We start from the raw sequence: 11501 nt of genomic DNA on the forward strand, positions 1-11501 counted from the left end.
TCCCGTTCACGCGCCGAACTCGGGCTTGCGGAACATGGCGTCGGGGTGGCCGCTGTCGGGGATCTGGTTCCGCTCGTCCTCGCCGGCCGTCTCCTCGCCGAGCAGGTCACGGGCCATGAGGGTGGCACCCGCCACCGCGCCCGGCATCAGGAAGACGGCGACGAACGGCACCAGGAAGGCGAGGCCCAGCGGGGTGCCGAAGCCCCAGATCAACGTCTTGCGGGAGCGCAGGAGGGCCAGACGGTCGCGGAGTTCGATGCCACGGCGCTGGAGGGCCACCGCGGTCAGTTCCTCGGTGAGGAAGAAGCCGGTGACGAAGAAGCCCATCACGGGGACGACCGTCTGGCCGAGGAACGGGACGAAGCCGAGCGCGAAGAGCAGTACGGCCCACAGCAGCGCCCGCAGGAGGACACGGAGGCTGTCCCGGGCCGAGATCCACAACTCCCGCACCAGCGGCAGGTCGGACTCCGGTGCGGTGCCGTCGGGTGAGACGTCCCGGTCGACCTTCTCGGAGAGGTTCTCGTAGAAGGGCTGGCCGATGAGGAGGGTCACGGCGGTGAAGGTGATGACCGCGAGGGCGAGGGCCAGGGCGAACAGGACGGCGGTGAGGAAGCCGCGGAAGAGGCCCGGCCAGGGGCTGGACCAGTCGTCCGCGAAGGGGGTGGCCCAGGTGACGAAGTCCGGGCCCCAGACGGCCAGGGCCACGAGGGCGGCTATGTAGAGGACGAGTGTGATCAGGCCCGGGACGAGTCCGAAGCCGTATTGCTTGCCGTGTCGGGCCACCCAGCGTTGGCCCTGGACGAGGTACTGGAAGCCCACCCCTAGATCGCGCATGGGGCGCACTTTACCCAGGAGGGGTGAGGGGAACCTCGGTGGGAGCGTACGTGCGGGTTGTCTGTGGCTGGTCGCGCAGTTCCCCCGCGCCCCTGAAAGGGCCTGCGGCCCTTACTTGGCGAACGCACCCTCTGCTGTGAAGACCCGGTCCGCGAAGCGTTCTCCGATGAGGCGGTGGGTCTCCGCGTCCGGGTGCAGGTCGTCCGGGAGGGGCAGGGCGGTGGCGTCCTGCTCGCCGTAGAGCGTGAGGCCGTCGAGGTAGTGGAGGTGGGGGTCCTCGGGGGTGCGCTGGGCCACGATCGCCGCGAGTTCGTCGCGGATGACGCGGAGGGTGAGTTTGCCGGGGGTGGGGTCGTCCGGGTCGCCCAGGGCGCGGAAGCGGAGGCGGCCCTCGGCGAGGTCGGTGAAGTCGGGGACGCTGGGGCCGGGGGTGTCCTCGTGGATGGGGCAGAGGATCGGGGAGACGACGAGGAGGGGCGTCGTCGGGTGGCCGTCGCGGAGGGTGTCGAGGAAGCCGTGGACGGCGGAGGTGAAGGCGCGCAGCCGCATCACGTCGTGGTTGACGAGGTTGATGCCGATCTTGACGCTGATCAGGTCGGCGGGGGTGTCGCGCATCGCGCGGGCGGTGAAGGGGTCGAGGAGGGCGCTGCCGCCGAAGCCCAGGTTGATGAGTTCGACACCGCCGAGCAGGGCGGCGTGCGCGGGCCAGATGCCGGTGGGCCCTGCGGCGTCGGAGCCGTGGCTGATGGAGCTGCCGTGGTGCAGCCAGACCCGGCGGCCCTGGTCCGGGGCGGGTTCGACGGGGGCGTCGGTGCGCAGGGCGAGGAGTTCGGTGGTCTCGTTGTGCGGGAGCCAGATCTCGATCGTCTTGAGGCCGTCGGGGAGGCCCGTGAAGGACACGGTGCCGGGCGGGCCCGGCTGGTGCTCCGCCGTCCCGGCGGCCATGTCGATCGTCACGGTGTTGCCGTCCGGCACGCTCGCCCGGTCCGTCGGACGGCCGTCGACGACGAGGTCGTAGAGGCCGTCCGGGCGGGGCGGGGCGCCCACATAGGTCCGCTTGGTGCGCAGGGCGTCCAGTTCGACGGCGGTGGCCCGGCTGCGGAAGACCAGCCGTACGCCGGAGGGCTGGGACTCGACCATGGCCAGTTGCGGATCGGCGCACTGGGCGCGGGCGCGGGCGGGCAGCCGGTGCGGCAGTACGCCGTGCTCGGTGTGCTCCAGCTCCAGGGCGCCGCGCAGGAGATCGGCGGTGAGGGGGGTGGTGATCCAGCGGGGGCCCGTGTGGGGGCCCGGATGGCCGTCGGTGTGGGGGTCGTGGTGCATTGCCTCAACCTGTTGGTCAGTGGGGTGGATTGGCCGGCCAGGCGCGCAGCAGGGCGTCGAGGGCGTCCAGGATGCGCTCCCAGCTCTCCTGGGAGTCGGGGGCGCTGTGGCTGAAGCCGCCCGCCGATTCCAGGCTGACGTAGCCGTGGAAGACGCTGCCCAGGAGGCGGACCGCGTGGGTCTGGTCCGGCTCGGTGAGGTCGTAGCCGCGCAGGATCGCCCTCGTCATCTGCGAGTGCCTGCCTCCGGCGCTCGCGGCCGCCGTCTGCGGGTCGAGTCTCAGCCGGGCCGCCGCGTACCGGCCGGGGTGGGCGCGGGCGTAGTCGCGGTACACGTTCGCCAGGGCCGTCAGCGCGTCCTTGCCGGCCCGTCCGGCGAGCGCGGCGGCGCCCCGGTCGGCCAGCTCCTCCAGGGCGAGCAGGGCGATACGGGTCTTGAGGTCGTGGGAGTTGCGCACATGCGAGTACAGGCTCGCGACCTTCACGTCGAAGCGCCGGGCCAGCTCCGAGACGGTGACCTCGTCGAACCCGATCTCGTCGGCCAACTCCGCGCCCGCCCGGGCCAGTCGTTCCGGCGTGAGCCCCGCGCGTGCCATGGTCGTCCTTCCGCTCGCCGGGCTCGATCACGCTCGATCACGCTCGATCACGCTCGATCACGCTCGATCACGCTCGATTATCCAATTCCCTAAACCCTTTAGGCAACTGCAGCCGACCTTTAGGTCAACGCCGGTGTCACCGCGATCACCACCCCCTGGTCCGCCGTCGGCGACACCGCCGCCGAGACCCGTACGGCCGCCGCGCGGGCCGTTCGGCCGGCTCGGGTGGCGCCGGAGAGGAGGAGGGGCTGGAGGTGGTCCAGGGTGGAGACGAGCAGTTCCTCCCCGGCCACGAGGAGGGGGCGGGCCGCCTCGGTCGTGGCCGCCGCGGCCTCGGTGAGGTCGGCCAGGGGCGGCAGGGTCGCCCGCACGACGTCCGCGCCGGTGGCGGCCGCGCGTTCGGCGAGGGCGACCTGGAGCGGTATCAGCGGGGCGAGCGCGGCGGTCGACGCGTCGGCGATACGGCGCAGTTCGGGGGTCGAGTCGCGCAGGACCTCGGCGGCGGCGTGGAGCACGGGGGCCAGGGCCAGCAGGGTGCCCGCGGCCAGACCCGCTGCCGCCGGGAGCAGCGGGGAGCCGGCCTCCACCAGCTCGCCGAGGGCCGCCGCGGCCTCCTCGACCGCCGGTTCGACCGCTTCGAGGACCGGCAGCAGGCTGTCGCCGAGCGCGGCGAGGAGGGCGTGCGCCGGTTCGCTGACGGGGTGGGCGGCGAGGGGCGCGCCGCTGGTGCCGAGCCGGATCAGGGTCTCCACCATGCGGTAGAAGGCCTCCTGCGCCTGCGGTGACGCGCTCGCCTCGGCCAGCTCGGCCGTGGTCCGGCGCAGGACGCGCAGCGCCTCGGCGCCCGAACCCTCGCGCGGGTCGAGGGTGTTGACGGCGATCCTGGTGATGTTCCCGGCGGTGTCCAGGAGTTGGCCGGTGATGTCGGTGGTGGTGCGAGCCATCCGCAGCAGGTCGTCCTTGCCGGGCAGGGACGGAATCACCGCCGGGATCGATGACGGGAACGGGGCCATGCGGGTCCTCCTCGCCTCACGCGAAGCCTCACCCGGTGCCGCACGGGAACCGGACCGGTGGCGCCCTCAGCATGCCCACTCCGGCCGCCCGGCACGTTCCGTTCGACGCGTTCGTGACGCCCGTGCCCTCTTGTTGCCCGGGAGTCGAACAGGTAGACCACCTGTGGTCGACCGCCCGTGGTTGACACCCGCACCGCAGTCGCACCACGCCCGCACCACACGGCATCACACGGCACCACACGGCACCACACGGCACCACACGGCACTGATACCGCATCCGCACTGGCACCGGCACGTCCAAGGAACCCCACTCCAGGAGGTAGCGTGCGTCCGCCGAGACCCGGCCCGAGATCCGCACTGTTCAGCGTTGCCGCCGTCACCGTCACCGCAGGGTCGCTCCTGATCGCCCCGCACCCCGCGGGCGCCGACCCCAAGCCCACCGTCCGCGAGGGCACCGCACTGCCGCGGGGCGCCGCGAAGGCCCCGGCGAGCGCGGCCCGTCAGGCCCTCACCGCCCCGGTCGCCGACCTCGCCGACACGGCCGCTTCCAGCCGCGGTTACCCCCGCGAGCAGGTCCTCTCCCTGGACCCGGAGAACCCGGCCGACAAGTCCCTCAAGCTGGGCCTCACGCCGTACCACGCCATCGCCCCGAAGCTGAACTCCCTCCAGCGGATCGGCGACCGGGTGAGCGTCGAGGTCGCCGGACGGTCGGCCGGCGGCCACCGGCTCTACCTCGTCACCGTGACCGCCCCGGAGACCGCGCGTCAGTCCCGCGAGCAGGCGCGGATGCGTGAACTCATCGAATCCACGCCCCACTTGGCCGCGAAGAGCACGGCGGTCAAGAAGTCGTACAAGACGCCCGTCTTCTTCAACAACAACATCCACGGCAACGAGTGGGAGGGCACGGACGCGTCCCTGAAGCTCATCGAGCGGCTGGCGACGGCGACCGACAGCAGGACCAAAGACCTCCTCGCCCACTCCCGGCTGTACTTCAACATCACCGCCAACCCGGACGGGCGGATCGCGGGCACCCGCGCGAACGCGAACGGCTTCGACATGAACCGGGACTTCGTCACCGCCTCGCAGCCCGAGGTGCGGGCGATGCGGCAGATAGAGATCGACAAGCAGCCGGCCGTCATGCTCGATCTGCACGGATACGTCAACGGCACCCTCATCGAGCCGACCACTCCCCCGCACGGCGAGAACTACGAGTACGACCTCTTCCTGAAGAACACCTACGCGAACGCGCTCCGCATGGAGTCCGCCGTCAACGGCCTCGGCTACACACCAGAGAAGGACGGCGTCGACCCGGCGCAGATCCCGTTCCGTGACTCGGCGGAGGGCTGGGACGACTGGCCGCCGATCTTCACCCCGCAGTACGCGGCCTTCCACGGCACGGTCGCCGCCCACACCGTGGAGATCCCACTCCAGGTGAACAACGCGGCGTACGAGTCGCTGCCGGTAGACGAACTCCGCCGCCGTTCCGCGATCAACGTGGACGTGGCGGGCGCGGCCCTGCGCGCGACCCTCGACTTCGTGCGGGAGAGGCGGACCGCCCTCGTCGCCGACCAGATCGAGGTCTTCCGGCGCGGTGCCACGGGCGCCCCCCAGGTCCCGGTGTCCGGGGAGACGGTGCCCGGCGTGCCCGGCATCGGCCCCGAGGACGTCTACACGACCGAGTTCCCGCGCGCCTACGTCATCCCGGCGGGCAGCGGCCAGCGGTCCGCCACGGCCGCCGCGCGGCTCGTCGACCACCTGCTCGCCAACGACGTCCGCGTGACCCGCGCGACCCACGCCTTCCGGCTCGCCGGCCGGTCGTACGCGAAGGGGTCGTACGTCGTCGACATGCGTCAGCCCAAGCGCGGGCTGGCCAACGTCCTGCTGGCCGACGGACGGGACATCAGCGACAAGGTCTCGGTGATGTACGACATCTCCGGCTGGAGTCTGGGCCGGTTGTGGGGCGCGAGTGTGGTGGGCGTCGAGAGCGGCCGGCTGTCGGCCGTCCGCACCCGCACGGTGACGGCGGCGGCCCGCGTCGGTCATGTGGCCCCGCGTGGCGGCCTGCGCCTGCGCCTCGACTCGCCGCAGGCGATCGCCGCCCTCAACTCCCTTCTCAGGGACGGCGTTTCGGTACGGCAGGCGGCCGACGGCAGCGCGCTCGTCCCGTCCTCGGCACGGCGGAGGGCCGAGGCGCTCGCCCGGTCGTACGACGTGGCCTTCGACGCGACGAAGGCCACTGGCGGCACTCCCCTGCACCACGTCCGGGTCGCCGCGGCCGTCACGGCGGGCGAGCTGTTCGCGCTCCGCGAGATGAACTTCGACGTGGTCCCCGTGTCGACGGCGATCCTCAACGCGGGCTTCGACTGGTCGGGGACCGACGTGCTCTTCGCGTCGTCCGGGCTGTCGTACGGCTCTCTGAACGCGTCCGCCCGTACGGCTCTCCATGGTTTCCTCGCCGGCCACGGCATGGTCGGGCGGGGCACGACCGGCGCCGCGCTCGCCACGGCCACCGGGCAGCTGAAGGCGACGGCGGTGGCGGGCAACGGCGACGCCAACGGCGTTGTCCGCGTGGTGAATTCGGGCGGCCCCGTGACCGGCGACGCGCCGGACCACAGCTTCGTCTACGCGCCCGTCTGGTTCACCGACCTCGGCCCCGGCGTCAGGGTCGAGCAGTCCTACGGCACCGGAAATCCGCTGGTCTCCGGACACTGGCGGCCGCTGGACGACGGCACGGGCGGCCCGGCAGCGGCGGCGGGCAAGGCGTCCGTCGTCAGCGGCCCGAACGCGGTCCTCTTCGGCACGGAACCTCTCTTCCGTGACCACCCGAAGGGGGAATTCCCGCAGGTGGGGCGGGCGTTGCTGACGGTGACCTGACCCATCGTCGGTCGATGGTTGTCGATTGTCCAGGCGGGAGCGCGATGACGCAGCAGACAGGGAAGGCCACCGTCCATGGCACGGTCGCCGACGGCTTCGAGGCGGCGCGCGAGGCGTTCGCCGCGTTCGTGGCCGCCGAACGATCCGACTACGAGGGGCAGTTGACCGCGTATGTGCACGGGCGGCGGGTCGTCGACCTGTGGGCGGGCCCGGTGGAGGAGGCGGAGAGCGGCGGCGACACGTTGCACGGCGTGTTCTCCTCCACGAAGGGCGCCGCCCATCTCGTCGTCGCGCTCCTCGTCCAGGAGGGAGTGCTGGAGCTGGACCGTGAAGTCGCCCACTACTGGCCGGAGTTCGCGGCCGAGGGCAAGGGTGCGGTGACCCTGCGGGAGCTGATCTCGCACCGGGCGGGGCTCATCGGCACCGACACCGGGTTCACCCTGGAGGAGCTGGCGGACGACCGTGTCATCGCCGAACGCCTCGCCACCCAGCGCCCGTTCTGGCGCCCGGGCAGCGCCTTCGGCTACCACGCGCTCGTCATCGGCGCGCTCACCGGAGAGGTCGTACGGCGGGCGACGGGCCGCACGCTCCAGGAGGTGTACGAGGAGCGGGTCCGCGCCCCGTACGGCCTCGACCTCTACCTGGGGCTGCCGGCCGAGCACGAGCCCCGCTTCCGCACCGTACTGCCGATGACGCCGACGCCCGCGCAGCAGGCCGAGCTGGACGCCGTACCGCGTGGGCCGCACACGCTGGCGTCGATCGCGTTCAACGGCCAGGTGCCGGAGCCGGGAGAGCTGACGGACTTCCCCAACTCCCGTGTCGTGCGTGCGGGCGGGCAGTCGTCGGCGGGCGGCATCGCCTCCGCGCGCGGTCTGGCCGGGATGTACGCGGCGGCCATCAGCACGGTCGACGGCCGGCCGCCGCTGCTGAAGCCCGACACCGTCGCCGAGTTCGGCCAGATCCACTCCCTCGGCCACGATCTCGTGGCCCGCGCCCCCAAGGCGTTCGGCCTCGGCTTCCAGGCCACCGCCCAGTTCGTCCACCCCTTCCTCGGCGCCGGCACCATCGGCCACAGCGGTGCCGGCGGCTCCCAGGCCTTCGCCGACCCCCGCGCCGGCCTCGCCTACGGCTACACCCGCCGCCGTATGGCCTTCCCGGGTGGGGCGGCACCGGAGAACGAGGGGCTGGTACGGGCGGTGCACAGCGCGGCACTGGCGACCTGACGGCCGCACCCGTGCAACGGCCGCACCCGTCACGGCTGTACCCGTAACACGGCCGTACCCGCACACACGACGGAGTCCGCACCCCACGTCCAGGGGTGCGGACTCCGTCGTGTGCAACGAACGTGAGCGGGCGTCCGTCACGGGGTCGGGCTCAGAGCTTGACGATCATCTTGCCGGTGTTGTCGCCGCGCAGGACGCCGAGGAAGGCTTCGAGGTTGTTCTCGATGCCCTCGACGACGGTCTCGCGGTACTTGAGGGCGCCCGAGGCGACCCAGGGGCCGACCTCCTGGACGAACTGGGGCTGGAGGTCGTAGTGGTCGCCGACGAGGAGGCCCTCGACGCGGCCGCGGGTCTGGATGAGGCGGGCGAGGTTCTTCGGGCCGGGCGCGGGCTCGGTGTTGTTGTAGACCGAGATCATTCCGCAGATGGCGATCCGGCCGTGCACGTTGAGGGAGCCGATGGCGGCCTCCAGGTGGTCGCCGCCGACGTTGTCGAAGTAGACGTCGATGCCGTCGGGCGCGGCCTCGCGGAGCTGCTCGTTGACGGGGCCGCTCTTGTAGTTGAAGGCCGCGTCGAAGCCGTACTCCTCGACGAGGAGCTTGACCTTGTCGTCGGAGCCGGCGGAGCCGATGACCCGTGAGGCGCCCTTGAGCTTGGCGATCTGGCCGACCTGGCTGCCGACGGCACCGGCGGCGCCGGAGACGAAGACGGAGTCGCCCTCCTTGAAGGAGGCGGTGCGCAGGAGGCCGGCGTAGGCGGTGAGGCCGGTCATGCCGAGGACACCGAGGAAGGTGGACAGGGGCGCGGCGTTCGGGTCGACCTTGACGGCCTGTTTGGCGTCGAAGGTGGCGTACTCGCGCCAGCCGCCGAAGTGCAGCACGTGGTCGCCGACGGCTATGCCCTCCGCCCCGGAGGCGACGACCTCGCCCACGGCGCCGCCCTGCATGGCCTTGCCCAGCTCGAACGGGGCGACGTAGGACTTCGCGGCGCTCATGCGGCCACGCATGTACGGGTCCACGGAGAGGTACTTGTTCCGTACGAGGACCTCACCCGTGCCGGGCTGCCGGATCTCCGCCTCGACCAGGGCGAAGTCCTCGTCCTTGGGCCAGCCGACGGGGCGGCTCAGCAGGTGCCATTCACGGCTGGTGGCGGGGACGGCGGGGGTGTCGGACATGGGGGACCTTCCTGCGGGTGCGGTGGTGCGGGTGGTCGTGTGTCGCGTGTCGCGTGTCGCGTGCTGCATACCAGGCGGTTACTTCATCACCTGAAACAACCATGCGCTTGAATATTTCATGTTGTCAAGTAAAGAGGTAGCCTGGACCCCATGGCCACACAGAAGACCACGCCCCGCATGGACCCGCTGACCATGGAAGTCGTCGAGCTCATCGGCACGGTCGTGGCCCGCTACCACGAGGAGTACGAGGACGCCGCCGCGGAGCACTCCCTGACCGGCGCCCAGGCCCGCCTCCTCAGGCTCCTTTCCCTCGAACCCCTCCCCATGCGCCGCCTCGCCCAGAAACTCCGCTGCGAGCCGTCGAACGTGACCGGGATCGTGGACCGGCTGGAGTCACGGGGTCTGGTGGAGCGCCGCCCCGACCCGAACGACCGCCGCGTGAAGCTGGCGGCCGCCACGGAGGAGGGCCGCCAGGTGGCCCGTAGCCTCCGGGACTCCCTGGACTTCGCCCGGGAGCCACTGGCGGGCCTGAGCACGACGGAACGGGAGTCCCTGCGGGAACTGCTGCGGCGGATGCTGGGGGCGTAGCGCGGCGGACGGGGGCTTGGGGCGGCCGTTGGCCCGGCGCCGGGGCGGGGCTTTGCGGGCGCTCGAGGCGGAGGGGAGGCACACTGCGGGCCGTACCGCTCGCCGAATGCGAGGAGCCCCGGACGCCGTCGCGTGCGGGGCTCCTACGGGGTCAGAACATGCCGTTGTCGTTGGCCGAAGTCTGGGGCACCGGCGTCGAGACGTCCCAGTGCTCGACGATCCTGCCGTTCCTCACCCGGAAGATGTCCATGGCCGCGAGGCCGCGGTCGGTCGCGTTGAGCGTGATGGGTGTGCACCGTCACGAGGTCGCCGTCGGCGACGAACCGCTTGAAGTCCACGTCGACGTCCGGGACCGCCGTGGTCGTACCGTGTTGAGGGCAGCGGTCGTGCAGCGGTCTCGCAGGCCGGGGCCGTGCTGTTGGTGGAGACGGTCCGCAAGACCGGCTTGGATACACGATCCTCCTGGAAGGAGTGAAATGGGGCCGTCTCGGTGGGGTAGGGGGATGGGATCAGTGGGCGGGCGTGCGGCCGTCACTGGTGCGGGGTGGCGATGGCGGCGAGATGCGTGCCGGGGCGGACGGAGAGTCCGTTCATGTTGTAGATGATCTTTCCGGTGGCGATGGCGGTGACCTTGCGCTCGGTGCCGTCGACCGGATCGATGATGCGGCCGATGGTCTGTCCCTCGGTGACCTCGTCGCCGGTGACCGCGTCCGGGTACCAGAGGCCTGCGGCCGGAGACTCGACGTCGCCCGTCCAGATCCAGTCGCGTGGCCGCACGGTCGGCTGCTTGATGTGCTCCGACGCCTCGATGGCATCGAGGTGGTGCAGGATCCGGTACAGGGCGTCGAGCAGCCTGCGCACGGTGGCGGGGTCGCGGTCGCCGAGTTGGCCGGTCTCGACGAGGATCGCGGGGATGCCCTGCCGGTTCGCCGCGGCGTGGCTGTTGCCGCCGTCGGCGCTGGTGCCGAAGATGACCCGCTCGTATCCGACCGCGTGGGCCATTCCCCTGTTCTTCGCGTCCAACTCGTCGTCACCGGTCAGGCGGTAGCCGACGAAGTCGAGCAGGTGCTGGTCGATGCCGCCGCTGTGCAGGTCGATGTAGGCGTCGGCGCCGTCGATCAGGTTCTCGAACAGCCAGGCCGCCATCCGGTCGGTGGGGCCGCCGTCCTTGTCGCCGGGGAAGACGCGGTTGATGTTGACGCCGTCCAGCGGGGAGATGTTGAGCCTGCCCCCGTAGACGGCCGGGGGGTTGGACACGGGGCAGATCACCAGCTGGCCGGCGATCTCGTCCGGTTCCAGCAGCCCGGCCAGGCGGGTGGTGGCGTCGACGGGGATGAACTCGCCACCGTGGACACCGCCGGTGATCACGACCCTCGGGCCCGGGCGGGAGCCGTTGACGAGGATCAGGGGGACCTCCACCGTCGTGGTGCCCAGGTCGGCGGGCAGGGTCCCGCGAGTCTTCTGGCCGGGCTCAGCCCTCAGCGCGCCGATGGTCAGGGTCATGTGTTTTCTCTTTCTGACTCAGGCCGTGGAACGGCCGTTCGTGGTGATGAAGTCGATCGACTGGGAGGCGCGGCGCTCCAGCGCGAGGTCCGCGGCGATGCCGCCCATGGCGGGCGAGAGCTCGAAGCCCTGGCCGGAGAAGCCGGCCCGCGGAGCACTTCTCGCTTTCGCGGGCCACTCTCGTTCGCTGCCTCAGTAGGCGGTTGCCCGTCTCAGGACTGAACGGCCGAGCGCAGCTCGGGCAGGGACAGGACCTCGTCCAGCGCGTCGACGTAGAGATCCACGTGCTCGCGGCGGAAGGTCATGGGCGGTTTGATCTTCAGTACGTTGTCGTGCACGCCGTTGGGGAAGACGATGACGCCTCGCTCCTTCAT

General features: G+C 71.4%; 10 protein-coding genes. 3 read left to right on the forward strand and 7 right to left on the reverse strand.

What is annotated here, in order from left to right; genetic code table 11:
* Positions 1–6 precede the first annotated feature (6 nt).
* From ACWD26_RS41475 to ACWD26_RS41490, 4 genes are all read right to left on the reverse strand, one after another.
* Positions 7–834, reverse strand: a complete 828-nt coding sequence (locus tag ACWD26_RS41475) for an EI24 domain-containing protein (RefSeq protein ID WP_451278506.1) — start codon at positions 832–834, stop codon at positions 7–9.
* A gap of 111 nt (positions 835–945) precedes the next feature.
* Positions 946–2157, reverse strand: coding sequence for a GDSL-type esterase/lipase family protein (locus ACWD26_RS41480; RefSeq protein ID WP_451278508.1), 1212 nt, complete (start codon positions 2155–2157; stop codon positions 946–948).
* 16 nt (positions 2158–2173) lie between these two features.
* The gene (locus tag ACWD26_RS41485) at positions 2174–2752 is read right to left on the reverse strand and encodes a TetR/AcrR family transcriptional regulator (protein ID WP_451278510.1); all 579 of its coding nucleotides are present in this window, start codon (positions 2750–2752) and stop codon (positions 2174–2176) included.
* Positions 2753–2871: 119 nt separating this feature from the next.
* Positions 2872–3765 carry a hypothetical protein gene (locus ACWD26_RS41490; protein WP_451278512.1) on the reverse strand — a complete coding sequence of 298 codons (894 nt, stop codon included), beginning with the start codon at positions 3763–3765 and terminating at the stop codon, positions 2872–2874.
* A 324-nt stretch (positions 3766–4089) separates the two neighbouring features.
* Between ACWD26_RS41490 and ACWD26_RS41495 the strand changes: the two genes are divergently transcribed.
* Together ACWD26_RS41495 and ACWD26_RS41500 are read left to right on the forward strand one after the other, a co-directional pair.
* Positions 4090–6639, forward strand: a complete 2550-nt coding sequence (locus ACWD26_RS41495) for a M14 family zinc carboxypeptidase (RefSeq protein ID WP_451278514.1) — start codon at positions 4090–4092, stop codon at positions 6637–6639.
* 44 nt (positions 6640–6683) lie between these two features.
* On the forward strand, positions 6684–7862 hold the full coding sequence (locus tag ACWD26_RS41500) for a serine hydrolase domain-containing protein (RefSeq protein WP_451278515.1): 1179 nt from the start codon (positions 6684–6686) through the stop codon (positions 7860–7862).
* Between the two features lie 151 nt (positions 7863–8013).
* On the opposite strand, the gene ACWD26_RS41505 is transcribed toward ACWD26_RS41500, so the two are convergent.
* Positions 8014–9036 carry an NADP-dependent oxidoreductase gene (locus ACWD26_RS41505; RefSeq protein ID WP_451278517.1) on the reverse strand — a complete coding sequence of 341 codons (1023 nt, stop codon included), beginning with the start codon at positions 9034–9036 and terminating at the stop codon, positions 8014–8016.
* A 150-nt stretch (positions 9037–9186) separates the two neighbouring features.
* On the opposite strand from ACWD26_RS41505, the gene ACWD26_RS41510 reads away from it, so the two are divergent.
* Positions 9187–9624, forward strand: a complete 438-nt coding sequence (locus ACWD26_RS41510; protein WP_451278519.1) for a MarR family winged helix-turn-helix transcriptional regulator — start codon at positions 9187–9189, stop codon at positions 9622–9624.
* A gap of 151 nt (positions 9625–9775) precedes the next feature.
* Here ACWD26_RS41510 and ACWD26_RS41515 read toward each other — a convergent pair whose 3' ends face one another.
* Complete coding sequence (locus tag ACWD26_RS41515) at positions 9776–9874, reverse strand: nuclear transport factor 2 family protein (RefSeq protein ID WP_451278521.1); 99 nt, start codon at positions 9872–9874, stop codon at positions 9776–9778.
* A gap of 281 nt (positions 9875–10155) precedes the next feature.
* Positions 10156–11127 (reverse strand): succinylglutamate desuccinylase/aspartoacylase family protein, encoded by a 972-nt coding sequence (locus tag ACWD26_RS41520; protein ID WP_451278523.1) that lies wholly within the window; start codon positions 11125–11127, stop codon positions 10156–10158.
* Positions 11128–11501 lie beyond the last annotated feature (374 nt).

Source organism: Streptomyces sp. NPDC002787 (assembly GCF_053592095.1).

Excerpts from the sequence above, each read along its gene's own strand:
- ACWD26_RS41490 (WP_451278512.1), bottom strand. The coding sequence starts at position 3,765 with ATGGCCCCGTTCCCGTCATCGATCCCGGCGGTGATTCCGTCCCTGCCC.
- ACWD26_RS41510 (WP_451278519.1), top strand. The coding sequence starts at position 9,187 with ATGGCCACACAGAAGACCACGCCCCGCATGGACCCGCTGACCATGGAA.
- ACWD26_RS41505 (WP_451278517.1), bottom strand. The coding sequence starts at position 9,036 with ATGTCCGACACCCCCGCCGTCCCCGCCACCAGCCGTGAATGGCACCTG.
- ACWD26_RS41500 (WP_451278515.1), top strand. The coding sequence starts at position 6,684 with ATGACGCAGCAGACAGGGAAGGCCACCGTCCATGGCACGGTCGCCGAC.
- ACWD26_RS41515 (WP_451278521.1), bottom strand. The coding sequence starts at position 9,874 with ATGGACATCTTCCGGGTGAGGAACGGCAGGATCGTCGAGCACTGGGAC.
- ACWD26_RS41520 (WP_451278523.1), bottom strand. The coding sequence starts at position 11,127 with ATGACCCTGACCATCGGCGCGCTGAGGGCTGAGCCCGGCCAGAAGACT.
- ACWD26_RS41480 (WP_451278508.1), bottom strand. The coding sequence starts at position 2,157 with ATGCACCACGACCCCCACACCGACGGCCATCCGGGCCCCCACACGGGC.
- ACWD26_RS41475 (WP_451278506.1), bottom strand. The coding sequence starts at position 834 with ATGCGCGATCTAGGGGTGGGCTTCCAGTACCTCGTCCAGGGCCAACGC.
- ACWD26_RS41485 (WP_451278510.1), bottom strand. The coding sequence starts at position 2,752 with ATGGCACGCGCGGGGCTCACGCCGGAACGACTGGCCCGGGCGGGCGCG.